A 24,788-nucleotide genomic window follows, 5' to 3' on the forward strand; every position below is an offset into this window, starting at 1 on the left:
GGGATAACAAAGAGAAATTGAGTAAGGAAGTTCAATGCAATACAACAAGTTACCTCATTCCACTCTTGAAATTAGTAAAATCTGTCTGGGCACCATGACCTTTGGTGAACAAAACACGGAACAAGACGCTTTCAGTCAGCTGGATTATGCACTCGAACGTGGTGTGAACTTCATCGATACCGCCGAAATGTACCCCGTCCCCCCTAAAGCGAATACCCAAGGTTCCACTGAGCAATATATTGGCAACTGGCTGAAAAAATCAGGTAAGAGAGAGAAAGTCGTACTGGCGACGAAGATTGCAGGGCCAAGAAACGTCCCTTACATTCGAGATAACATGAGTCTGGATCGGCGTAATATTCATCAGGCGATTGATGACAGTTTACAACGTCTGCAAACCGACTATGTCGACCTTTATCAGCTACATTGGCCACAGCGCCGGACCAATTGCTTTGGTCAACTCAACTACCCCTACCCTGATGAGCATGAAGAAGTCACTCTGATTGAAACGCTCGAAAGCATGGCAGACCTGATAAAAGCGGGCAAAGTGCGCTACATCGGCGTCTCCAATGAAACACCTTGGGGAGTAATGACGCTACTGCGCCTGGCAGAGAAACATGAACTGCCGCGTATTGTTTCAATTCAGAACCCGTATAACCTACTCAATCGTAGTTTTGAAATCGGTTTGTCTGAAATCAGTCACTATGAAGGTGTTCAGTTGCTTGCCTATTCACCATTGGCATTTGGTTGCCTGAGTGGTAAATACCTAAACAATGCTCGACCAGATGGCGCTCGCTGTTCCCTATTCGAACGCTTTGTCCGTTACTTTACACCGCAAGGTATCCAAGCGACTGAAGCCTACGTCAATTTAGCTCGAGAACACGGGCTTGATCCGGCAGAAATGGCATTGGCGTTTGTCAATCAGCGCCCTTTCGTTGGCTCCAACATCATAGGAGCAACGAATCTAGAGCAGCTTAAATCGAACATTGACAGTCTTGATGTCGTATTAAATGAAGAGTTGCTTCAAGGACTTCAGGCAATTGGCACGACTTATTCCAATCCTTGTCCTTAGTGAAAAACCAGCTACTGTATCAGTAGCTGGTGATAAGGTTCGGGCCAGTGAAGCAAACTGGCCCTTTTTATTACGTAGGTATTCGCGCACTGAGTACTCGACGAAGATGACGAATACGACGTTCGGCTTTGACGCTATCTGGTTCAGTTTGACCTACAGGACGACCATCTTGTTCTAAACCAATATCGCGTAGCAGATGGGCATTTTCCCATGGAATCTGAAACGCGCTGCGGCGAACCCGACGTTTCCATTCACGCTCTTCGCGACGTAGATCAGCTTTTACTAGTAGCGTAGCAAGTTTTAGATATACAGAATGACTCATGATAGTTCTCCAGTTGGATGATAGACAGCTGGGAAAAGATCAACGAATAGACTGATAAAATGAGGACATTTTTAATTCGCTGCTTTCCCGCAGCCAATTAAAAATAAATGGATACGGACTAATTACATTACTTGGGTAGATCGGCGATCAAATGAAGCGGGCTTATTTTGTTTAGCCGCCATGATCGATACTTGATCGCAAGACGCAGTAATCAATGAATTGACGTTGAAATGTTTCATTGTGCGCCTCCTAGCAATGTATTAATCCAAATAGAAAAGTGTTTCGATATGTGAGCTTGTGCTCACGGTTAAATTCTATGCATAGACGGTGATATTTCAACCACTTTGTTGCATAAAATTAAAATACAATTTTTTAACCTAAAAATAACCACATCAAACTCATGAATATAAGATATTCCACTAGGTGATATAAGCTTCAACAATTAATGCTCTATGAAAATAAAAAAGCCACACTGCTGAGAGTGTGGCTTTATGTAAATAAAACAGCTAATTACACTGTCGTATCACTGATTAAGTTATGTTTGTTAAGTAATCGGTACATAGTGGCACGCGATACACCCAACTCTTTCGCTGCCATTGACACCTGACCAGAATGAGATTCAAGCACCAATAGAAGTGCGTCACGTTCACTACGCTCACGGATACTCTTCAAGCTGCGTTTGCCATCGCTACGTTTAGGCAAATCGAGGTGTTCCTCATCCAACATCACTGTCTCAGACATCAGAACAATACGCTTGATCTGATTCATCAACTCACGGACATTGCCCGGCCAGTGATAACGCGTCAGAGCACGTGTAGCTTCTTCTGTGTAACTGCGAGCCTGAGCGTTGTATTCCTTAGAATATTCCTGAAGGAAATGACGCGCGAGTATCGCGATATCCCCCGCACGCTCTTTTAAACTTGGCACGTTTATACGCAAGACATTGATGTAGTGATAAAGCTCTTCATTAAAATCACCATCAATCAGGGCTTTTTCGATATCCGCCGAGTTGGCTGCCAGAATACGCACATCGATTTCCTGACGACCATTCACTGTCTCAATAGTACCTTCCTGAAGGAATCGCAGTAAATTCAACTGCTGAGACTTGGGAAGAGTAAGAATATCGTTAAGCAGTATGGTGCCGCCATCCGCCTTTTCTAGAATCGAAGGCTCAGAGGCATCGTCGCGGTTAATACCAAATAAATCGCTCTCAAGGCGCCTTTCCGACATAGCTCGACAATTGACGGAAATGAACTCTTTCTGCGCACGAGAAGAGGTTTTATGCACGGCGCGAGCCACGGTTTCTTTACCGGTACCACTCTCACCATAAATCAGAATGCTGACGTCAGTTGGACCGATACGTTTGATCTGATCGCGCAGACGCTTCATTGGGATCGACTCTCCGATCAGCCCCATGTCATTATTACTGCCATAGTGTGGCCAGACTTTTTTCTCTAACTTGAGCATACCAAGTTGGTGGCCAATAGTGCTGAGAAGCTGAGCATCCGGGATTGGCGCAGTGAAAAAGTCGATACAAAAGTTAACGATAAACTGGCAAATGGTATCTGAACTTAATTGCGATTCACGGATAAATGCGAGCCAACGGACTTGCTTATGGTTACTCACCAAATTCGCAATACCATTGAGACTGAACTCGTCATGACTAAGGTCGACGATGCCAATGCAAGGCCCTGTTTCGCTGAACAAAGCGTCCGCTTTGCGTAAATCTGCACACTGAGTACAACGCCATCCTACTTGCTCTAACACCGACAGCCAGGGCTCATACGTACCACCGACAACGATAAGTGAACCAGGAATGGAGTCCATTCGGAACTGACTAGCCATGAAATGTATCCCTATTGATTCAAATTTTAATGCTGTGCCTCCAGAGGCACCAAAACTTAGCCGTTACATTATAGAGACTCGACAAGATAATCTGTCTCATTACTAAGACTAGCCAGTGAATTATATAAATACCAAACAACAATGCGATCAACATTCGGCACGAGTATGCATCTCTCGACACAAAACGAGACATAGTGCTAAAGCTCTACTGCAACAATTTCAGACATTGCACCTATGCCAGATAAGAAAAATCCGGTACAAGCCTTACCTATACCGGATTCCATTTAAAGTAATGTTTACATGTTATGCCAAAGCTTGCTCTGGTGGTTGTACGTTATAACGTCGAATGTCTTTTAATAGCATCATCGCCACAACAATACTCAACGCGATGTTTGACAGCGGGTAAGCAATCCAAATGCCCGGCACACCCATCAGCTTAGGCATTATGAACAAGAAAGGTAGCTGAATCAGCATATTACCTATGGTGACAAACATGGCTTTGCTGCCTTTATTGATCGCCTGATAGTAGGCTCCGGCAACCACAAGGAATCCATCCAACGCAAGTGCAAACATGTGTAATCGAATACCAAGAATCGTATTATCGACCAATTGAGTATCCGTTGAGTTAAATACAGAGACAAATTCGCGTGGGAAGATATTCAGCAAAAGAACAAACGCCATACCGATGACCACCGAGCTGACCATCGCCACTTTGAGTAATTTGCGAATATTGGCCTGATGACGTGCGCCATGATTATAACTTACCAGCGGTTGCATACCGTTAGCGATACCCTCAGCAGTCAAGTAATACACTGTGACGATATAGCCCAAAATAGCATAAGCACCAATCAAGAGCTGATCGCCGTATTGAGCAAACAAGCTATTGTGCAACGCCACCATCATCGAACCATAGGCGTACATAAAAAAGCTGGATGTACCGATGGAAAATATCTGAGGCACTAGCGCTAACTTAAGTTTAAGCTCATGAATTCGTAGGCGAAGTTTGGCTCTTTGTGAGAAGAAGTACCCCACTCCCAATAAGGTCACAACCATCTGAGCAATTCCAGTCGCAATCGCCGCACCAGTCAGCTCCCAACCTAGCCAAGCAATAAATAGGTAGTCGAGCACAATGTTGATTAGCGCTCCTACAACCATCAACATAGTCGCCAAATTTGGGCTGTCATCATTGCGTAGCAAAAATGGCATGGCAATCGAGCCAAGGGTGAATACGCTGGCACCTATCAGGATATGCAGATACTGTAATCCCAACTCAAACACACGTCCTTCAGCCCCTTGCCAACGCAAGAAATCATCAGCGAAGAAAAACAGTAACCCAGACACCACAGGAGTTAACGCCAGTAAGAGCACCAAACCTGTCGCCAGAGTTTGTTTCGCGCCTAGTGCGTCTTTTTCACCTTGACGAATCGACACCATCGCCCCGGTACCCACGCCCACCAGCATACCAATTCCTAGAATTGAGCCAATCACAGGCCAAGCAACATTGATTCCTGCGAGCCCATCAGCGCCAACATAGCGACCAATAAATACACCATCGACCACCTGATAAAAGCCATTGACCAGCATGGCAGCGACGGTTGGAATTGTGTATTTCCAAAACTGTTTATATATGGAAGTTTGCATTTCTCTCACCATAAGTTAGCCAGGCTAACTAAATAGTTAAATTGAAAATTGTTGAATCCGTTAGCCTTTTAGTGACTTTTCCAACAGAGATACAAGCTGCCCTGCTTCTTGTTCCGTCAGTTTGTTGCTCATTGCTTGCGCAATATGCTGATAAACTAACTGTTCTTTCGATAAATCCTTTAACACCTGCTCACTCAGTATGACTCGCTTTGAACGTGCATCCTGCAGACAAGAGATACGTGAAACCAATCCTTTCTTTTGCAACCGCGCGACCATATTCGACGCGGACGGTTTGGTTACTTTCATCTCATTGGCTAGGTCAGTGATGCGAATTCCCTCAGGAAATTCTTCGATAACCCTCAAGTAGTCATACTCGTTAAAACTCAATAGAGATAAAGGGTCTTCTTTAGCATGCACTCGCCACGCTTTGGCACAAAAACGTTCCAATTCAATCAGACAATTTTCCAGAGCCATAAAATCTCAGTCTAATTAGTTAGCAAGGCTAACTATTTTAGTGTCAGTAGAAATAGATGGCAATAAAAAACCGCTGCGAGGCAGCGGCTTTATCATTCAATATTGGTTCAGTTGGAGGCTTGTTGTTGATCCTGAGCCTTTTTGGCTAACTGTTCTTCTTTGACCTCATTGTAAATTCGGGTCAATTCCAAGAACGAATAACGATGCTCAACGTACTCATACACATTAAACGAAATAGCGAGTTTGTAGAGGGAGATCGCGCTCGCGTAGTCACCTTGGCTCTGGTAACGCTTGCCTAGGTAGAAATAGGCTTCTGTTAGACGTTGCGCTAACAAGGTATTGTCGCGTGTACCGACTAAGATCGCTTTGAAGGCTTCATCTTCCGAGATTTCACCTAAAGTGATTGCCACTAGCACCCAGCCCCACTGTTCGTCACGTTGCTCATAACGGGACATTAGCTCTGCAGCGGCTGCCTGAGGATCTTTTTCCGATTTAACAATATATAACCAAAGCGCTCGGAAAGGGTCTGCCGTATCTTCTTGGTAATGCTCTGTCATATCTTCTAATGCAAGATCGATACGACCACCGTAATACAATGCGATCGCACGATTACGGGCAGCATAGGAGTTTGCAGGGTCAAGTTCCAAAGTAGAGTCAAACGCATCATAGGCAGCGTCATACTCTCCGACCTGAGTGAAGTAAACGCCCAGTAAGTTAAACAGATCTGGCTGCGTAGGGTTAAGCGACAGTGACTGATTGTAGTCTAATCTGGCCAAGTCACGCAGGCCTACACTGTCGTAGTAGTTGCCACGCTCATAAAGCATTTTAGCTCGGACTTCTTTAGGAAGATCCTGACGTTGAAGTAACTGACTCAAACGAGCGATCTGCACTTCTTGCTGAACGCTTGCTTGCAACGGCACAGCCATTGGTGGGTAAAGCCACTCAGCACTGTTATTTGATGTAGTGGCACAACCTGCCGTCACCAATAACGCTAAACTAAGTGTTGCGGTTTGAAACCATTTCACAAATAAGTACTCCTGTTGCTGAGCCCGCTGCTCAGTATCGGCCGCATTAAAAAAGGGAGCGTAGTGCTCCCTTTATAACATGCTTTTAGCAAAATAGGCTAATTCACCAAACCAGCCCACTTAGCGATATCGCATTATGCGTCTGTTGCTGGTTTCTCTTCAGCAGATGCTTCTTCAGTCTTTTCAACTGCTTCTTTCATGCTTAGACGAACACGGCCTTGACGGTCGATTTCAAGAACTTTAACTTGAACTTCTTGACCTTCAGCTAGGTAGTCAGACACTTTCTCAACGCGCTTGTCAGCGATTTGAGATATGTGTACTAGACCATCTTTGCCAGGAAGGATTGTTACGAATGCACCGAAGTCAGCTAGACGAGCAACTTTACCTGTGTAGATGCGGCCAACTTCAACTTCTGCAGTAATCTCTTCAATACGACGGATTGCTTCTTTCGCAGCTGTACCTTCAGTTGCAGCAATCTTGATTGTACCGTCGTCTTCGATTTCGATAGTTGTACCTGTCTCTTCAGTTAGAGCACGGATAACTGCACCACCTTTACCGATAACGTCTTTGATCTTCTCTGCGCTGATCTTCATTGTGTGAATACGCGGAGCGAACTCAGAGATATCTTCACGAGCACCAGAGATAGCTTCATCCATTACAGATAGGATGTGCTTACGTGCACCTTGCGCTTGGTTAAGAGCAATTTGCATGATCTCTTTAGTGATACCTTCGATCTTGATATCCATCTGAAGTGCAGTAATACCAGTGTTAGTACCTGCTACTTTAAAGTCCATGTCACCTAGGTGGTCTTCGTCACCAAGGATGTCAGAAAGAACAACGAAATCGTCGCCTTCTTTAACAAGACCCATTGCGATACCCGCAACAGAAGACTTGATTGGAACACCGGCATCCATAAGCGCTAGAGACGTACCACATACAGAAGCCATTGAAGAAGAACCGTTAGATTCTGTGATTTCTGATACTACACGTACTGTGTATGGGAATTCGTCTACAGATGGCATTACTGCAGCAATACCGCGCTTAGCTAGTTTACCGTGGCCGATTTCACGACGCTTAGGAGAACCTACAAAACCAGTCTCACCTACACAGTATGGAGGGAAGTTGTAGTGTAGTAGGAAGTGATCTTTACGCTCACCAGTTAGCTCGTCGATGATCTGAGCATCGCGCTGCGTACCTAGAGTCGCAGTTACAAGCGCCTGAGTTTCACCACGAGTGAATAGTGATGAACCATGAGTACGTGGAAGAACACCAGTACGTACGTCTAGCGCACGAACCATATCTTTTTCACGACCGTCGATACGTGGGTTACCAGCGATGATGCTGCGACGTACCACTGTCTTCTCTAGATCGTGGAAGATAGTGTGGATTTCTTTTGTGTTTGCTTCTGGATCTTCAGCAAGAAGAACTTCGTTTACTTCACCAGCAATCTCGTGGATGCGGTCGTAACGAGCCATCTTCTCAGTGATTTGGTAAGCTTCAACTAGCTTAGCTTCAGCAAGTTCAGCGATCTTGTTTACAAGCGTTGTGTTCTCTTCTGGAGCAACCCAATCCCAAGCAGGAGTAGCAACTTCAGCTTTGAATTCGTTGATCGCATTGATCACAACTTGCTGTTGATCGTGACCGTAAACAACAGCAGATAGCATCTCTTCTTCAGTTAGGTTGTCAGCTTCTGACTCAACCATAAGAACAGCGCCTTCAGTACCCGCAACAACTAGGTCTAGCTTAGACGTTTCTAGTTCAGTGTTGCTTGGGTTAAGAACAAGTTGACCGTCGATGTGACCAACACGTGCTGCACCGATAGGACCATTGAACGGGATACCAGAAATAGCCAGTGCCGCTGATGTACCGATCATAGTTACGATGTCAGGTTGAACGTCTGGGTTTACAGATACAACTGTCGCGATAACTTGAACTTCGTTTTTGAATGCATCCGGGAAAAGTGGACGGATTGGGCGGTCGATTAGACGAGCCGTTAGCGTTTCACCTTCAGAAGGGCGACCTTCACGTTTGAAGAAACCACCAGGGATTTTACCCGCAGCGTAAGTACGCTCTTGGTAGTTAACCGTTAGAGGGAAGAAGTCTTGACCTTCTACCGCTTCTTTTTTACCTACAACAGATACGAATACCGCAGTATCGTCCATTGTCACCATAACTGCTGCTGTAGCTTGACGTGCAATAACGCCAGTTTCTAGAGTAACCGTGTGGTTACCGTACTGGAACGTTTTAACAACTGGTTTTTCGAACATTGTTATTCCTTGTTTCTGAGGCATCCAAATGGGGCTCAGATAGTGTTAATTGACACTCAAGGCACTACAAATCGCGACTAGTAAAAACGCACTGTTGCTATCCGAAACTTAAGGAGAGGCAATGTCATTTTTAATAGTCGCGACCTTTTGGTCGACGAGGTTGACTGTAATGCAATGAGTTTTTGCTTTTAATACTCAAACAACATGAGTATGGGCGTGCGTATTATAACGGGATAAAACAGATTTGGCTAAATTTAGGCAACAAAAAAGGGGCAAAAAGCCCCTTTTCTGACAAACTGCTCTATGCAGTCGCTAATTAGCGACGTAGGCCTAGACGCTTGATTAGGTCGTGGTAACGATCTAGATCTTTACCTTTTAGGTAATCTAGAAGTTTACGACGACGAGAAACCATACGTAGAAGACCACGACGGCTGTGGTGATCGCCTTTATGCGCTTTGAAGTGACCTTGTAGGTGGTTGATAGAAGCTGTAAGTAGAGCTACTTGTACTTCTGGTGAACCAGTGTCGCCTTCGCCACGTGCGTAATCTGCAACGATTGCTGCTTTAGTTTCTGCATTCAGAGACATAATTCTCTCCTAATAAGAGTAGGTTAAACGTTGTGCCAGCCAATCTCTGATTCAGCCGACACGAGGAGCGCGAATTATAGGGGATGCTCGTTGCTTAAGCAATAGGTATTTGCGCACTTCGCACGAGAGGCGGAGACGAAGTCCATTCCGTTATTGCCCTTTTCTGTTACACTTAGCGGATTAAAAGCTACCTATCTGAAATAACAGGATTCCTTATGAAAATCGGCATCATCGGTGCAATGGAGCAAGAAGTCTCTATTCTTAAGCAAGCTATTGAAAACTGCAAAGAAGTATCAAAAGCGGGTTGCACTTTCTTCTCTGGTCAACTGAACGGTGTAGACGTAGTCCTACTTCAATCTGGTATCGGTAAAGTGGCAGCAGCAGTAGGCACCACAGTATTGCTTGATGAATACCAACCAGATGTTGTCATCAATACAGGTTCCGCAGGTGGCTTTGATTCTACATTGAATTTAGGTGATGTGGTTATTTCCACAGAAGTTCGTCACCACGATGCGGATGTAACGGCATTTGGCTATGAAATTGGTCAAATGGCAGGGCAACCTGCAGCTTTCACTGCGGATGCGAAGCTGATGGACGTAGCGGAAAAAGCACTGTCACAAATGGAAGACAAGCACGCTGTACGAGGTCTGATTTGTACTGGTGATACGTTTGTCTGCACCGCTGAGCGTCAAGCGTTTATCCGCCAACATTTTCCATCGGTGATTGCCGTTGAAATGGAAGCTTCTGCAATTGCTCAAGCCTGTCACCAATTTAAAGTACCGTTTGTTGTTGTGCGTGCTATTTCAGACGTAGCTGACAAAGAGTCACCAATGAGTTTCGAAGAGTTCTTGCCTCTTGCAGCGAAGAGCTCTTCTGAAATGGTCTTCAAAATGGTTGAGTTGCTTAAAGCATAATCAATAGCGAGTGGCTGATACTCATGGAAGAACTTTTTAATCAGTTATACTCAAACGGAGCGCTCCTAGTGTTATGGGGCGCTTTGTTGTTTCATCTTATCCTCCCTTTTCCCCGTGAAGCACACCCTGCAATTTTATGGCACAAATTTGCTGAGCAACTGGCCGACAAGGTCAATACCAATTCCAGTTATTCACAAAGCATGATCTCAGGCACTCTGGCTTGGTTGCTGATGATCGTCCCTATGCTCGCTGTTTTAATCGCGTTAAAGCCGTTGGTGTGGCAAGCCCAGCTGTTTGAGCTTGCGTTGTTATTACTCGCTATAGACTGGCGCAATACCGATAAATTCACCGCCCATTTTGTCGAAGCACTGGCCAGAGAAGATAAAGAGCACGCTAAAATGCTACTCAAGCCCATGGTGAATCGCTCCACCGAGTCGTTGTCTCTTCTCGGCTTAGGCAAAGCGGGCACAGAAACCCTCATCATGTCATACGGTCGCAATGTGGTCGCAGTGCTATTTTGGTACGCCATTACAGGCGGGATTGGCGCCTTCATTTATCGTATGACGGTAGAACTAGCTCGAGCCTGGTCACCCTCACGCGAGAAGTTTTCACCTTTTGGCCTCCCTGTCATTCGAGCTGTCGCCGTTTTGGATTACATCCCATTACGCTTATTCGCCGTTATGATTGCATTGGGAAACAGAACCAGCGAAGTGTGGGCTCTGCTTAAGCAACAAGCAGCGACTTGGCCGCTACCGGGCCCATCATGGTTGATCATCGCCGTCGGTGCGAAACAAGAGCTTTCTCTCGGTGGACCTGCTATTTATGACGGCAAAAAATCGGTTCGCAGCAAGCTGGGAGGCCGAATTGCGCCGTCTGCCATACATATAGCTCAAGTACAGCGCCTGCTGGCATGGCGAATGTTCGCCTGGATCATGGTACAAAGCGCTATCATGGGCCTCATTTATCAAGGAATCTAAATGCAGATACGGCTGCTTACCTTCATTACATTACTGGTTTCCGCGCTGGTTAACGCAGCTCCCGTGGAACGCGTTATTAGCTTGGCCCCTCACGCGACCGAAATGGCATTTGCTGCGGGGTTGGGTGACAAACTGATCGCAGTCAGTGAACACAGCGATTACCCTGAACAGGCAACAAAGCTTGAAAAAGTCTCCAACTACCAAGGTATAAAGCTCGAACGTATTATTGCGCTCCAGCCTGATCTTGTGATCGCTTGGCCTGCCGGTAACCCTGCTAGAGAATTGGAAAAGCTGAAGCAATTTGGTATCAACATTTACTACTCGACCACCAGCTCACTGGATGACATTGCCAACAACATCGAACAATTAAGTCAATATTCGCAAGATCCTTCTGTCGGACTCAGTGCAGCGAAACAATACAGAAATCAGCTTGCGAAATTTAAGCAGCGCTATCAAACGGACATCCCAGTAAGGTATTTCTATCAGCTTAGCGAACAGCCGATAATTACCGTTGCAAAAGGGAATTGGCCAAGCGAAGTATTTTCGTTTTGTGGTGGTGAGAATGTGTTTGAACAAAGTGCCGCACCCTACCCACAAGTTGGCACTGAACAAGTGGTATTAAGTAACCCAGAAGTCATCTTTACCTCAGAGCATGCCATCGCAAAAGGGAACCCTTGGCTGGACTGGAAAAAACAGTTGTCTGCGGTTGAAAACGGATACGTCTGGTCACTGAATTCAGACTGGCTCAACCGACCGACCCCCAGAACGCTGAATGCAATCGAAGAAGTTTGTGAGCACTTCGAAACCGTCAGGCAAAATCGCTAACACTGCTTAGCTCTGATACCATACAATCCGCCGTCGTTTTTATTCCTCAGGATCACTGAGCATTTGTAAGAGATATTAATCCCGTGGATTCCATGCTGCTATACAGTGTCGATTTATTCGGCACCGCCATTTTCGCTGTCTCAGGAGTGCTGCTTGCCGGCCGACTCAAAATGGACCCTTTTGGTGTTGCCGTACTTGGCAGCGTAACCGCTATTGGAGGCGGTACAATTCGTGACATGGCATTAGGTGCCACCCCAGTATTCTGGATTACTGACACAAACTATTTGTGGACCATCTTGATCACCTGTCTGCTAACGATGATCATTGTTCGCCGCCCTAAACGCTTAGCTTGGTGGATTTTGCCAGTATGTGATGCAATAGGTCTTGCGGTGTTTGTTGGTATTGGTGTTGATAAAACCATGGCCTATCAGGATTCAGCACTGGTTGCGATCATCATGGGTGTGATTACCGGGTGTGGCGGCGGTATCATCCGTGATGTACTCGCTCGGGAAGTCCCAATGGTACTAAGAAGTGAAGTCTATGCCACGGCGTGTATTATTGGCGGGGTATTCCACACCACAGCGCTGGCGATGGGACATGATCCTGACACTGCATTCTTAGCCGGTGTCTTTTCTACTTTGTTGATTCGCCTAGGCGCGATTCGCTGGCACTTGTCTCTACCAACATTTGCGCTCAATCGTTAATTAAAACGCTCAAGGCACACAAAAAAAGGTCACCGAGGTGACCTTTTTGCTTTCAGTGACAAATTACTTTTGAACTCGACGCAGAACGTCTTTCAGCAAGTCAAAGTCATTGGCAAGATCTTCAGAAAGCAGTTCCATCGCGGCATGTTTTGCCAGCGGACCTGGCAAATCAATGTCGGAGTCCAAAATCTCATCCACGACTTCTTTGAATTTCGCAGGGTGAGCCGTACAAAGGAATAGACCCGTTTCGCCTTCTTGTAATTGCTCTTCCAGGACGCGGTATGCAATGGCACCGTGTGGCTCACATAGGTAACCGAGCGAGTGCAAATCTTTCACTGACTGCGCACTTTGCTCATCAGAAACCGCACCTTTACCTAATGTCTCCAGTCCCCACTCTTTCACGCGGCATAGCTCTTCGATGCGCGGCCAGTTGTTTGGCTGGCTTACATCCATCGCATTCGATGTCGTCGCAACTGTTGGTTTTGGCTCCCAATTACCTGTCTCTAGGTAACGTGGCACAGTATCGTTGGCGTTCGTTGCAGCAATAAAGCGTTTAATTGGCAGACCCAGCGCTTTCGCCAATAGACCAGCGGTTAAGTTACCGAAGTTACCACTTGGCACTGACACAACAAGATTCTCACGCTGCTCTTTACTCATTTGCGCTGCAGCTTCAAAGTAATAACAGATTTGCGCCATCAAACGACTGATGTTGATTGAGTTTGCAGAGTTTAGACCAATTTCTTCACGCAATGCCGCGTCATCGAAAGCTTGCTTAACAAGTGCCTGACAAGCATCGAAGTCACCATCGATCGCTACGGTGTGAATATTGTTACCAAGCGTACAGAATAGCTTCTCTTGCAGTGGGCTGATCTTGCCTTTCGGGTAAAGAATCACAACATTGATGTCTTCCATACCGTAGAAAGCGTGTGCCACGGCTGCACCAGTGTCGCCAGAGGTTGCGGTCAGAATAGTAATCTTGCCGCCGTCTGATACCGCCGCAAGAGATTGCGCCATAAAGCGACCACCGAAGTCTTTAAAGGCTAGAGTTGGACCATGGAACAACTCTAAGGCATAGACACCATCTTTAACCTGATTGATTGGTGCAGGGAACTGAAACGCCGCGTCAACCATAGAGTTAACTTGATCTTCACTCAGCTCATCACCAATCAACACTGACAAAATTTTAGTGCTACGAGAGACGAAGTCTTCTGCTAGCAGCGCATCAACATCATCAAATTTCGGCAATTCCGATGGAAAAAACAGACCTTGATTACGGCCTAACCCTTGGCGAACGGCTTGGCCAAAGGAAACTTGTTCATCATTTTCTTTTATATTGTAAAGCTTCATAGCTCACTTCCTGTTACTTTCGAGCCCTGCTTGTCTAATCGGCAAACATGGACGAATCCTTCTTGGTTTTGTACGTAATTTTGTTCTAACCAGCGAGCAACTCGCTCAGCGACATCTTTATCTTTGCAAATACTAAACAGCGTCGGGCCACTTCCTGAAATGCCCGTCGCCAGAGCGCCTGCTGTTGCCGCATATTTACGTGCATCAGCAAAGCCCGGTAGCAGTTTCTCACGATACGGTTCAGCGATCACGTCTTTGATCATCTTAGCCGCCAGCTCTGGCTGGTTCGAGTGGCAAGCATGGATAAAGCCGGCCAAGTGTCGACCATGAGCAATGATATCCTGACGACGATATTGAGATGGTAGGATCTCACGAGCTTCCGCCGTTGATACCTTAATACCCGGGTACGCCATTACCCAGTACCAGTCATCAAAACATGGCACTTCCTGACTGATGATGCCGAGCTCTTCAAGCATTAGTTGAACACCACCCAGATAGCATGGTGCGACATTGTCGTAATGTACGCCACCAGATATCTGCCCTTCCATCTCACCCATTAATGCCAATAGCTCAGTTTTATCCAACGGATTACCATGGAACTGGTTTAACGCATCCAGAGCCGCGACAATAGAGCAGGCACTGGAGCCTAACCCAGAACCGATCGGCATGTTCTTCTCAAGCGTCATTTCAAGAGGTAACAGAGTCACGCCTTTCTTATCTAGCTCTCTGGCGAACACTTGCCAACAATCATAAACGATATTTTCTTTAGGGTTTTCCGGTAGCTTGGAAACAAAATCGCCCGCTGTTTTGAGGCTAAAAGACTCGTTTCCAGCTTTCACCATCACTCGGTCACCAAGCAAGGTGCCATCAATAGGCGATACCGCAGCACCGAGCACATCAAAACCAACACTCACGTTACCTATTGACGCTGGGGCGTAAACCACCACATCCATACCACTACTCATTCGTTTTAAACCCCTAGTTTCCATCCTAAAGTACGCATCACATCTGAGAATACCCCAGCAGCAGTTACTTCTGTACCCGCACCATAACCACGCAATACCAGTGGAATTGGCTGATAGTAACGGCTGTAGAAGGCCAATGCGTTCTCACCATCCTTGATCTTGAACATAGGATCATTTTCATCAACGGCAGCAATGCTAACACGACATTGGCCATCATTGATTTCTCCAACATAACGTAGCACTTTGCCATCTTCCGCAGCCTTGGCAGACCACTCTTGAAAGTACGCATCCGCCTCAGGCAATCGTTCCATGAACTCATCTACGCTGCCTGAATCATCAAAACCTGGTGGTAATGCTTGATCAACAATCACATCTTCCAGTTCTAAATTCATGCCGGCTTCACGTGCAAGAATTAGTAGCTTACGAGCGACATCCATACCAGACAGATCATCACGTGGATCTGGCTCGGTAAAGCCATTATCTTTAGCAATATTGGTTGCCTGACTTAGCGTCATACCTTCATCAAGCTTACCGAAGATGTAGGACAGCGAACCAGAAAGAATTCCGCTAAAGCGCTCAAGTTCATCCCCTGCGGAGATAAGATTTTGCAGGTTTTCGATCACTGGTAGGCCAGCGCCAACTGTTGTTTCATACATTAACTTGCGACGTGAACTACGGGCAATATCGCGCAGCTGATGGTAATAGGCCATGCTCGCCGTGTTGGCTTTTTTGTTTGGTGTGACAACGTGGAAGCCCGCTGCCAAGAAATCCGCATATTGGTTAGCGATAGATTCCGAAGAGGTACAATCCACCAGCACTGGGTTGATAATGTGGTTGCGCTGGACGAGAGAAATCAATCGCGCGAGGCTAAACTCTTCAGTTGCGTCGTTCATGCGGTCACGCCAGTGCTCTAAAGGCAGACCTTCACTATCGAGCAGTAGCCCCTTGCTATTCGCCAAACCACAAACTCTTAGAATGATGCCTTTTTCCGCCAGTTTCGCTTGCTGACGCTGAATTTGATCCACCAGCTCACCACCAACGCCGCCTACACCAACCACAAATACATCCAAGAAGTGTTTAGAGTTAAACAGGTTCTCATGACACGCTTTGATCGCTTCAGAAATCTTATCTTCGGGGATCACAGCAGAAATCGCACGTTCCGATGAGCCTTGGGCGATAGCCACGATGTTAACGTTCACTTCTGCCAAAGATGAGAAGAACTGAGATGCGACGCCGCGAGAAGTGCGCATACCATCACCAACCAGAGTAACAATGGCTACATCGTCCATAAACTCAACTGGCTCAAGAAGACCATCTTTGAGCTCCAACTCGAACGAGTCGCTGAGAGCTTGCTGAGCGATGGCTTTATCTTCCGCTTCAATACAGAAACTGATGCTGTACTCGGAAGAAGACTGAGTGATCAACACAATTGAGACACCCGCTGAAGACATGGCACCGAAGACGCGGCTCGCCATTCCTACCATGCCTTTCATACCAGGACCTGAAACATTGACCATAGTCAGGTCGCTCAGCGTGGTAATACCCTTAATGGAAAGCTTGTCTTCCCCAGTATCTTGGCCGATTAACGTGCCCGCTCCTTGTGGGTTAAAGCTGTTTTTGATCAGACATGGGATATGGAATTGGGCAATCGGAGCAATAGTTTTAGGATGAAGTACGGAAGCGCCAAAGTAAGACAGCTCCATCGCTTCCTGATAGCTAAGTGATTTCAGTAGACGCGCATCATCAACCAGGCGTGGGTCACAGTTGTAGACGCCATCGACATCTGTCCAAATTTCGCAGCAATCAGCACGCAGACACGCTGCTAATACTGCAGCCGAGTAGTCAGAGCCGTTGCGACCTAGAGTGACAAGTTCGCCCTCTTCATTACCTGCAGTAAAGCCAGGCATGATATTGACGTGGCCTTTAGGCAGTGGATTTTGACGGAAATTCTGAGTAGAGACCTCAACATCAACCATAGCCTCTAAGTGTTCACCGTTCGCATAAAGGTATTTAACTGGATCAATCAGGCTAGCGGGTTGGCCTTTTGCTTCCAATACCGCTTTCATAAGCTGAATGGATACACGCTCACCTTTACTAATGATACGAGCATTGACGTTATCTGGACACATACCCAGCAGGTTAATACCGTGCACAAACTGACGCAGTTGAGTCAGAGATGTTTTTACTTGGTTGTCATAGCCTGAACCATCAATGTTAGGCAGGACTTGTTTGATATCCTGATACAGATCGCGGAAAGAGTCTTCCAACTCAGCGATTTGCAGCTCGGCCTCACCATTTTTCAACGCTCCATCAATAACGGCAACCAGTTTATTGGTTGTTTTACCTGGTGCAGAGAGAACAACAGCAACCTCTTCCTGCTGAGCATTATTAGCAATAATATCTGCTGCTCGTAAAAAACGATCAGCATCTGCTAATGATGAGCCTCCAAACTTTAAAACACGCATCCCTTCCTCCAAATATCTGTAAATTTAGTTATAAAAAAAGGCCTGTATCTTGTGGGATACAGGCCTTTTTTTTGAATTTCTTTCGCTTAGCAGCCTGCCCCAACATGTGTAATGTCGGTAATAATAATGGTTGTGGTCATTACTAGGTGGCTGTGGTTTTGCATAGTTTAATTTTGTTGCGATTGTGTGTTTGCTTACCCATACGTTTAACCTATTTGTTTAGCATGAGTCAACGAAAAGTTTTTATTTTTTGTTTACACTTCGGCCTAATTGGCTTCTGTGAGCCAGTTCAATAAGTTATCTCATCAGAAAACAAAATGAGTCAGAGTGCATATTAATTAGATCCAGTTTTAGCTGAAAAAGATTCTCCCAGTGCTTTTGTTTTATGCTTTAATTGATCTTGCAGTGGATAAATAACGACCAAGGAGTGGCAAATGAAAAAAACACTAAGCCTTTTGCTTACTCTTGTTGCGTGCTCGTCAGTGGCTACAGAGCTCCCTGCTTTACCATCACAGCAAAAAGCATCCCCACATAAGCTATTCCTCTCCAGTGAGACCGATCAACACGACTTTGATACTTGGAAGATTGATGGCGGTTACTCTTATAATGTGTTTGATAACATTGATTTGTATGTAGGAGCCCGTGTTAATCAAGGGAGTAATACCAACGAAAGTGGATTTTTAAGTGGTGTAAGCTATCAGATAACGCCAAGAGTCTCGGTAAAAAGTACCCTGCATTCTTACAACGAAGAAAACACGGCAGAGGGGACGGATAAAGTCATTGCCGCAGAAGTTTCAAGTCGCATGAGATTGACTGAAAATCTCGATCTCCATGCCACTCTCGAACATCAAGAGTGGCAACAAGAGCTGGAAGTCGGTATCGGCTTTCGCTTCTAACTCCAATCCAACAATTCTGTAGAGGTTAACACTCCATTCCAGTCGGCGTAGACGTAGTCGCCAGGCTGGATCATTTGGTTGTGTATCGTCAAAGTCACATTCGTATCACCCGCCCCACGCTTTTCCGTTTTAAATGGGCTGGTTCCGAGCGCCTTGACTCCCAGTTCCATTTCCGCCATTGCAGCTGCATCACGGATCGCACCATAAACAATTACGCCTTCCCAATTGTTATCAATCGCTAGGATCACCAATTGATCACCAAGCAAGGCTTTTTGGCAGGAACCATGCCCATCGACGATCAGCACTTTGCCTTTACCGTCCTGGCTTAAGGTTTCTCTCACTTTGGAGTTATCGTGATAGCAGCGCACCGTGACAATTTCTCCCCAGAATGCACTTTTGTTACCAAAAGTGTGTAGGGGCAAATCCAACGACGTTACTTTATCTTCATGTTTATCACATATATCCGGTGTTATATCTTTCATTTTTCCTCCATGAATATGGCTTTAATTTCTTATCTGCATCGATACTTCCACTCACCTAAACTGACTTTCGCTTTGTCAGCCAGACAGGAGAGTAAAAACAGCTCATTACCATCAACATAGTAAATCGCGTTCTGCTGATATTTACGCCCTAGCTCTAGTGCCTGTAGCTCATCAATATCGACGGCGAAACTCTCTTCAGCCCAACCGAAACTTTCATCTCCCACTAACACTTCAACAAAGTAAGTATGGCTAAATTCTTGAACTAAGTAGCGATTATTTCGCTGATTTTGTTGTTTGGACTGCCACTGACTGGCGGGGTTCCACGCCGTGATAATGGCAAACTGATGACAGCTCGGCGAGCGAATGAATTTGAAGTAAGGGTCTGAATATTCTTGCCAAAGTTGTGCATCAACCATCATATAAACCACAGTTTTACATTTGTTTTAGACTATTAATATTTGTTACATTCGAACTCTTGATATAAATCAACAAAGTGCATGGAATTAACATTCTGACGTTGTTAGCATGCTGTTAACATTATAGAATCCGCCTCAAAGACTAATAGAACGTGTGAGGAAAAGGGACCTCAAGAAGCGAATTGGGACCAAGGAAGGCGGGCAACCAAAGAAACAATGTATTTTTACAGTCTTTGGTTTATTATCAACATCACATTACCTGTATGTTAGGTTTTTGCCTAGAATTTATTCTATTAGCACAATTTTTTCACAAGTTTAGGTACCGCCAATGCAAACCCCGCACATTCTTATTGTTGAAGATGAGCAAGTAACTCGTAACACTCTAAAGAGTATTTTTGAAGCAGAGGGATACGCTGTTTTCGAGGCCAGTGACGGTGAAGAGATGCACCAGGTGTTGTCTGACAACCAGGTAAATCTGGTTATTATGGACATCAACCTTCCAGGTAAAAATGGCCTTCTGCTTGCACGTGAACTGCGTGAGCAAGCAAATGTGGCATTAATGTTCCTGACTGGTCGTGACAACGAAGTCGACAAGATCCTTGGTCTTGAGATCGGTGCAGACGACTACATTACTAAGCCGTTCAACCCACGCGAACTCACTATCCGTGCTCGTAACCTGCTAAACCGCTCGATGAGCACCAGTGTAGTAACGGAAGAGAAACGTAGCGTTGAGAAATACGAATTCAACGGCTGGGTATTGGATATCAATAGTCGCTCACTGGTTAGCCCAAGTGGCGATGGCTACAAGCTACCACGTTCTGAGTTCCGTGCCCTGCTTCACTTCTGTGAAAACCCTGGCAAGATCCAGACACGTGCTGACCTGCTTAAGAAGATGACTGGTCGTGAGCTTAAGCCACATGACCGTACTGTCGATGTGACTATCCGTCGTATCCGTAAGCACTTTGAGTCAGTCTCTGGTACGCCAGAAATCATCGCGACAATTCATGGTGAAGGTTACCGATTCTGTGGTGATTTAGAAGAGTAATCACCGAGATGAAGAAAGAAAAATGGAGCCAATTGGCTCCATTTTTTGTTTTTTCTTTGTCAGCTGTGACTAAAATGGTAACAACTTATGAGCAAACTTTGATTCAGGCAGAGCTTAATAACACTCTGCCGAATGTGCCTTTAGCCTTTGCCACCTTTGATGGCATCAATGATCTCAGTCGTTGAGCAACCATCTTCAAAGTTAAGTACTTTAACTTCACCTCCATTGGCAATCACTTCTTTACCACCCGCAATCTCTTCAGGCTTGTAATCACCGCCTTTCACAAGCATGTCTGGCAATACTTCTGAAATCAGGCGTTGAGGCGTTTCTTCGCCAAACGGGACAACCCAATCAACCGCACCAAGACCAGCCAGAACCGCCATACGGCGATCTGTTGGGTTAACCGGACGACCAGGGCCTTTCAAACGCTTAACAGATTCATCCGTGTTCACAGCGACAATCAGGCGGTCACCCAATTCAGCAGCATGGTTCAGGTAAGAAACGTGTCCAGCGTGCAGAATGTCGAAGCAACCATTGGTCATCACTACCTTCTCGCCCTTCGATTGTGCGTTCTTGACCGCTTCAATCAGAGCCTGTTCAGTGATGACACCAAAATCAGTGTCTTGACTACCATGAACCGCTTCCGCCAATTCAATGGTTGATACCGTTGATGTACCCAGCTTACCAACCACGACACCTGCGGCTGCATTTGCCAATGCACAAGCTTCATCAAGCGGTTTACCCGCAGCAACTGACGCAGCAAGGACAGAAATCACAGTATCACCGGCACCTGTAACGTCATAGACCTCTTTGGCAAGAGTTGGCAGGTGGAACGGCTCCTGACCGCGGCGTAGTAATGTCATACCGTGTTCACTGCGCGTCACCAACAGTGCCTCAAAGTCGAACTCTTCAATCAGCGCTAAGCCTTTCTCGACCAGTTCTTCTTCAGATTTTACCTTACCCACAACCAGCTCAAATTCTGCCATGTTTGGAGTCAGTAATGTCGCACCACGGTAGCGTTCAAAGTCTGCGCCTTTAGGGTCAATAAACACAGGAACCTTGGCAGCACGTGCTTTCTGAATAAACTGCTGAACGTGCTCCAATGCACCTTTCGCATAATCAGACAGAACAACCGACTTCACTTTTGGCAATGCCTGTTCCATACGGTCTAAAATCAGCTCGGCATCGGTATTTTCAAATTTGTCTTCGAAATCTAGGCGAATCAGCTGCTGACCACGGCTCAAAACACGAAGTTTAGTAATAGTTGGATAGTTTGGCAGAGCCACAAAGTCACACTTTACTTTCAGTGCAGACAGCGTCTCATTGAGCACTTTGGCAGGCTCATCAATCCCAGTTAAACCTACGATATGCGCATGGCCGCCCAAAGAAGCAATGTTCATTGCTACGTTAGCTGCACCGCCTGGACGCTCCTCGTTATTTTCTACTTTTACTACAGGAACTGGGGCTTCTGGGGAAATGCGTCCAGTAGGGCCATACCAGTAACGATCAAGCATGACGTCACCGATGATCAATACACCAGAATCACTATAGTTCGGTAGGATTGGTTTCATTATGGGTCTCCAAATTCTAATTCGGGCAAGAGTTTAACACAGGGGATAAGGACCCTAAACCTATTCTAGCCACTCATGCCAAAGCGCTTTAACCAGCTCTCGCTCTTTGGTCAGTTTTTCTTCAGCCACATCCGCATCGAGATTGAGCAAATTGCGATGGTGAATTTGATCGCGCATCGTTGTGTATGCCTGAGTCAATGCCATCGCAGGGGCTTCATCCAGAATGCTTTGTGCCATCATGGATTCAAAGATTCGGACGTTATCACTCCATCGAGTCAGCTTAGGCTTTTCATGACTAAATCTTAAGACCAGATACTGAGCAAGAAATTCCACATCGGTAATACCACCAGGGTCTTGTTTGAGCATAAAACGGCCTGACTTTTTCCCACCAAGGTGTTCACGCATTTTCACCCGCATCTCAGCCACATCCGTTTTGAGCTTTGATTCCTCTCGCGCCAAACTCAAGATGTCGTGCCTTGTTTGAGAAAATGCCTGTTGTAGAGGTTGATCGCCGTAGATCATCCGAGCCCTCACTAACGCTTGGTGTTCCCATGTCCAGGCTTCATTATGCTGGTATTCATCAAATGCATCTGCCGGACTTACTAGCAAGCCCGAAGCCCCTGAAGGGCGTAAGCGAGTATCCGCCTCGTACAAGATGCCTGATGCCGTTCTTGTTGAGAATATATGGATGATGCGCTGCGCCAAACGTAAGTAAAATTGACGGCCATCAATCTCTTTTTTGCCATCGGTATAGGCATGAACTGGGCAGTCATGCATAAAGACGATATCCAGATCCGAGTTGTACCCCAGCTCCCAGCCGCCCACTTTGCCGTAACCAATCACAGCAAAGCCTCGACCCTCTCTGTCTTTTAAGTGCGTCGGCTCACCATATTTCTCCGCCATTTGCAGCCACGCTTGATTCACCACAGACTCAACAATCGCTTCGGCGAGGTAAGTTAAGTGGTCACTGACTTTCATGACAGGCAGCACTCCTGCAATGTCTGCAGCAGCAATGCGTAAAATACAGATCTGCTTGAACTGACGCAGTGCTTCCATCTGTTGCTCCATATCGTCTTCCGGGATACGAGCAAGGAAATCACGCAGTTCAGTGCGGTAGCTTTCCAATGGTACGGGATTGTATAACTGCTGAGGGTCAATCAACTCATCAAGCAGAATCGGATAACGCCCAAGTTGCTCTGAAATCATTGGACTGGCCGTGCAAAGGCGAACCAGTTGTGTCAGTGCCGCTGGGTGCTCATCCAGCAATTCCAGATAAGTTGTTCGGGTCACTATCTTATGTAGTAAATGCAGGACGCGAGGTAAACCAAATTTGGCATCCTGATGAGAATATATGGCCGCGAATATCTTCGGCATTAAGCGGTTGAGCACTTCCCTGCCTCTTGGGCCCAGCGTTTTCTTGGCTAAGTCTTTCTTAAACTGAATGATGGTCGACGCCATCTCAGCGGCCTCAGTAGTGCCAATGTCCTGTTCTAGAACCGCTTCAATTACGTCGGGCTTTTCCGCCATGTCCCATAGTTCATGGAAGTGCTTGGCGACTTCTGAACACTCTTCTTCCTCATCGCCGATAAGATTATTGAATACTTGATGGACGTTGTGCATATGTTGACGCACTTGTTCGATTAACGAGGTCCAATCTGGATACCCCATTGCAACAGCGAGTTGCAATTGTTCATTCTCACATTCAGGCAGTGTTTGCGTTTGCTTGTCGGCCATTGCCTGCAACAGGTTCTCTAACCGGCGCAGGAATTTATACGACAGCTTAAGGTTATTAACCTCTTCACTGGTCAGCTGCTCCAACTCTTCAATCGCATCGAGGGTCACTAACAACCCGCGTTGGCGCAGATTCGGCTCACGGCCACCACGAATCAACTGAAATACCTGAGCGATAAACTCAATTTCACGAATGCCGCCCGCGCCGAGTTTAATATTGTTGCTTAACCCCCGTCGACGCACTTCGCTGCTGATCATCGACTTCATACGCCTCAGGGACTGAATCGCACTGAAGTCGATGTAGCGACGGAACACAAACGGACGCAGCATCTGACGCAACTCTTGATACTGTGGGTACATTTCACGCCCCATCACTCGCGCTTTAATCATTGCGTAGCGTTCCCAGTCGCGCCCCTGCTCCTGATAGTAATCTTCGAGCGCTGCGTAGCTCATCACCAATGGACCGCTGTCGCCAAAAGGACGCAAGCGCATGTCCACGCGATAACAGAAGCCATCAAAGGTCTGCTGGTCGAGCGCTTTGATTATGCGTTGTCCTAGACGAGTAAAAAACTGAGCATTGGCAATGCTACGACGAGCACCTTGAGTCTCACCGTTCTCCGGATAAGTAAAGATCAGATCGATATCTGAAGAGAAGTTCAGCTCACCACCACCCAGTTTACCCATACCAATAACCAGCATAGGCTGCGCCTCACCTGCATCATTGCATGGCGTGCCCCACAGCTCACAACACGCTTTGTACTGCCACTGATAGGTTTCGAAAATCATTGCTTCTGCCAACTGAGACAGATGCTCTAGGCTTTGCTCAAGCTTCCAATTACCTATGAAGTCACGCCATGCAATGTATGTCATCTCTCGATTACGAAACTGTCTGAGTACTCGGTGACCTTGCATTTCATCACTGCATCCAGCCAATAACTCGGCCAAACGCTGTCGATATGTTTCGTGTCGAGACTCTACCTCTAACATCTTTGGCAAGTGTTGATGCAAATACTCATCTTGCTGCAGGGTATCGACAATAAACTGACTCAATCCGGCCACATAATTGAGCTCCTCACGATAAGAGTCAGGCCACTCTTGAATAGCCTGATGTTGCAGTAAGGACTCCAGAGCAGTCTGGGAAACAGAAGCAAGACTCGCGGGCAATTGCATGGTTCTTCCTTGGGTCGATAAATTCGTTGATAGGGATTTTATACCAATAAA

At 46.2% G+C, this 24,788-nt stretch carries 23 protein-coding genes and 1 other annotated feature; of the genes, 8 read left to right on the plus strand and 15 right to left on the minus strand.

The features are described from left to right. The first annotated feature begins 34 nt into the window (after positions 1 to 34). The gene (locus VIC_RS03020) at positions 35 to 1,069 is read left to right on the plus strand and encodes an NADP(H)-dependent aldo-keto reductase (RefSeq protein WP_006957740.1); all 1,035 of its coding nucleotides are present in this window, start codon (positions 35 to 37) and stop codon (positions 1,067 to 1,069) included. Positions 1,070 to 1,139: 70 nt separating this feature from the next. Here VIC_RS03020 and VIC_RS03025 read toward each other — a convergent pair whose 3' ends face one another. From VIC_RS03025 to rpsO, 7 genes are all read right to left on the minus strand, one after another. After that, positions 1,140 to 1,391, minus strand: a complete 252-nt coding sequence (locus VIC_RS03025) for a hypothetical protein (RefSeq protein ID WP_006957743.1) — start codon at positions 1,389 to 1,391, stop codon at positions 1,140 to 1,142. Between the two features lie 510 nt (positions 1,392 to 1,901). Continuing rightward, positions 1,902 to 3,236, minus strand: coding sequence for a cyclic-di-GMP-binding transcriptional regulator VpsR (gene vpsR / locus VIC_RS03030; protein ID WP_006957747.1), 1,335 nt, complete (start codon positions 3,234 to 3,236; stop codon positions 1,902 to 1,904). A 303-nt stretch (positions 3,237 to 3,539) separates the two neighbouring features. Further along, a complete protein-coding gene (locus VIC_RS03035) occupies positions 3,540 to 4,877 on the minus strand; it encodes an MATE family efflux transporter (RefSeq protein ID WP_006957749.1) in 1,338 nt (445 codons plus the stop codon). A 60-nt stretch (positions 4,878 to 4,937) separates the two neighbouring features. Further along, complete coding sequence (locus VIC_RS03040) at positions 4,938 to 5,351, minus strand: MarR family winged helix-turn-helix transcriptional regulator (protein ID WP_006957751.1); 414 nt, start codon at positions 5,349 to 5,351, stop codon at positions 4,938 to 4,940. Positions 5,352 to 5,458: 107 nt separating this feature from the next. After that, positions 5,459 to 6,376 (minus strand): lipoprotein NlpI, encoded by a 918-nt coding sequence (gene nlpI, locus VIC_RS03045; RefSeq protein WP_006957753.1) that lies wholly within the window; start codon positions 6,374 to 6,376, stop codon positions 5,459 to 5,461. Between the two features lie 134 nt (positions 6,377 to 6,510). Beyond that, positions 6,511 to 8,643 carry a polyribonucleotide nucleotidyltransferase gene (pnp, locus tag VIC_RS03050; RefSeq protein ID WP_006957755.1) on the minus strand — a complete coding sequence of 711 codons (2,133 nt, stop codon included), beginning with the start codon at positions 8,641 to 8,643 and terminating at the stop codon, positions 6,511 to 6,513. A 316-nt stretch (positions 8,644 to 8,959) separates the two neighbouring features. Next, positions 8,960 to 9,229: a 30S ribosomal protein S15 gene (rpsO, locus tag VIC_RS03055; RefSeq protein ID WP_006957756.1), complete on the minus strand. Its 270-nt coding sequence runs from the start codon at positions 9,227 to 9,229 to the stop codon at positions 8,960 to 8,962. 215 nt (positions 9,230 to 9,444) lie between these two features. Here rpsO and mtnN point away from each other — a divergent pair, with 215 nt between their 5' ends. The 4 genes from mtnN to VIC_RS03075 all read left to right on the plus strand — a co-directional run bounded on the left by mtnN (position 9,445) and on the right by VIC_RS03075 (position 12,649). Further along, a complete protein-coding gene (gene mtnN, locus VIC_RS03060; RefSeq protein ID WP_006957758.1) occupies positions 9,445 to 10,143 on the plus strand; it encodes a 5'-methylthioadenosine/S-adenosylhomocysteine nucleosidase in 699 nt (232 codons plus the stop codon). A 23-nt stretch (positions 10,144 to 10,166) separates the two neighbouring features. After that, entirely contained in the window at positions 10,167 to 11,120 is a 954-nt protein-coding gene (locus VIC_RS03065) for a cobalamin biosynthesis family protein (RefSeq protein WP_039951231.1), read from the plus strand. After that, positions 11,121 to 11,945 (plus strand): vitamin B12 ABC transporter substrate-binding protein BtuF, encoded by an 825-nt coding sequence (btuF, locus tag VIC_RS03070; protein WP_006957761.1) that lies wholly within the window; start codon positions 11,121 to 11,123, stop codon positions 11,943 to 11,945. Positions 11,946 to 12,028: 83 nt separating this feature from the next. Beyond that, positions 12,029 to 12,649 (plus strand): TRIC cation channel family protein, encoded by a 621-nt coding sequence (locus tag VIC_RS03075; protein WP_029236075.1) that lies wholly within the window; start codon positions 12,029 to 12,031, stop codon positions 12,647 to 12,649. Between the two features lie 63 nt (positions 12,650 to 12,712). On the opposite strand, the gene thrC is transcribed toward VIC_RS03075, so the two are convergent. From thrC to thrL, 4 genes are all read right to left on the minus strand, one after another. Next, positions 12,713 to 13,996 carry a threonine synthase gene (gene thrC, locus VIC_RS03080; protein WP_006957763.1) on the minus strand — a complete coding sequence of 428 codons (1,284 nt, stop codon included), beginning with the start codon at positions 13,994 to 13,996 and terminating at the stop codon, positions 12,713 to 12,715. Next, the gene (gene thrB / locus VIC_RS03085) at positions 13,993 to 14,949 is read right to left on the minus strand and encodes a homoserine kinase (RefSeq protein ID WP_006957764.1); all 957 of its coding nucleotides are present in this window, start codon (positions 14,947 to 14,949) and stop codon (positions 13,993 to 13,995) included. The genes thrC and thrB overlap by 4 nt, the downstream gene beginning before the upstream one ends. A gap of 17 nt (positions 14,950 to 14,966) precedes the next feature. Then, complete coding sequence (gene thrA, locus VIC_RS03090; protein WP_006957765.1) at positions 14,967 to 17,426, minus strand: bifunctional aspartate kinase/homoserine dehydrogenase I; 2,460 nt, start codon at positions 17,424 to 17,426, stop codon at positions 14,967 to 14,969. Between the two features lie 31 nt (positions 17,427 to 17,457). After that, positions 17,458 to 17,577: a sequence feature (Thr leader region), on the minus strand. Further along, positions 17,513 to 17,590, minus strand: coding sequence for a thr operon leader peptide (gene thrL / locus VIC_RS27230; protein WP_080555901.1), 78 nt, complete (start codon positions 17,588 to 17,590; stop codon positions 17,513 to 17,515). Its footprint overlaps the feature before it by 65 nt. Positions 17,591 to 17,860: 270 nt before the next feature. Between thrL and VIC_RS03095 the strand changes: the two genes are divergently transcribed. Next, a complete protein-coding gene (locus VIC_RS03095) occupies positions 17,861 to 18,322 on the plus strand; it encodes a hypothetical protein (protein ID WP_006957766.1) in 462 nt (153 codons plus the stop codon). Here VIC_RS03095 and VIC_RS03100 read toward each other — a convergent pair. Together VIC_RS03100 and VIC_RS03105 are read right to left on the minus strand one after the other, a co-directional pair. Beyond that, complete coding sequence (locus tag VIC_RS03100; RefSeq protein WP_006957767.1) at positions 18,319 to 18,804, minus strand: putative 4-hydroxy-4-methyl-2-oxoglutarate aldolase; 486 nt, start codon at positions 18,802 to 18,804, stop codon at positions 18,319 to 18,321. The two genes, VIC_RS03095 and VIC_RS03100, sit on opposite strands and share 4 nt — an antisense overlap. Before the next feature lie 29 nt (positions 18,805 to 18,833). Then, the gene (locus tag VIC_RS03105) at positions 18,834 to 19,223 is read right to left on the minus strand and encodes a DUF3293 domain-containing protein (RefSeq protein ID WP_006957768.1); all 390 of its coding nucleotides are present in this window, start codon (positions 19,221 to 19,223) and stop codon (positions 18,834 to 18,836) included. 325 nt (positions 19,224 to 19,548) lie between these two features. On the opposite strand from VIC_RS03105, the gene arcA reads away from it, so the two are divergent. Then, the gene (gene arcA / locus VIC_RS03110; RefSeq protein ID WP_006957769.1) at positions 19,549 to 20,265 is read left to right on the plus strand and encodes a two-component system response regulator ArcA; all 717 of its coding nucleotides are present in this window, start codon (positions 19,549 to 19,551) and stop codon (positions 20,263 to 20,265) included. An 8-nt stretch (positions 20,266 to 20,273) separates the two neighbouring features. After that, on the plus strand, positions 20,274 to 20,450 hold the full coding sequence (locus VIC_RS26660) for a hypothetical protein (RefSeq protein ID WP_006957770.1): 177 nt from the start codon (positions 20,274 to 20,276) through the stop codon (positions 20,448 to 20,450). Here the strand turns inward: VIC_RS26660 and hldE are convergent. Further along, positions 20,406 to 21,836, minus strand: a complete 1,431-nt coding sequence (gene hldE, locus VIC_RS03115) for a bifunctional D-glycero-beta-D-manno-heptose-7-phosphate kinase/D-glycero-beta-D-manno-heptose 1-phosphate adenylyltransferase HldE (protein WP_006957771.1) — start codon at positions 21,834 to 21,836, stop codon at positions 20,406 to 20,408. The two genes, VIC_RS26660 and hldE, sit on opposite strands and share 45 nt — an antisense overlap. A 60-nt stretch (positions 21,837 to 21,896) precedes the next feature. Next, the gene (gene glnE, locus VIC_RS03120; RefSeq protein ID WP_006957772.1) at positions 21,897 to 24,737 is read right to left on the minus strand and encodes a bifunctional [glutamate--ammonia ligase]-adenylyl-L-tyrosine phosphorylase/[glutamate--ammonia-ligase] adenylyltransferase; all 2,841 of its coding nucleotides are present in this window, start codon (positions 24,735 to 24,737) and stop codon (positions 21,897 to 21,899) included. Positions 24,738 to 24,788 lie beyond the last annotated feature (51 nt).

The sequence above is a fragment of the Vibrio coralliilyticus ATCC BAA-450 genome (assembly GCF_000176135.1).
Classification (GTDB): Bacteria; Pseudomonadota; Gammaproteobacteria; order Enterobacterales; family Vibrionaceae; genus Vibrio; species Vibrio coralliilyticus.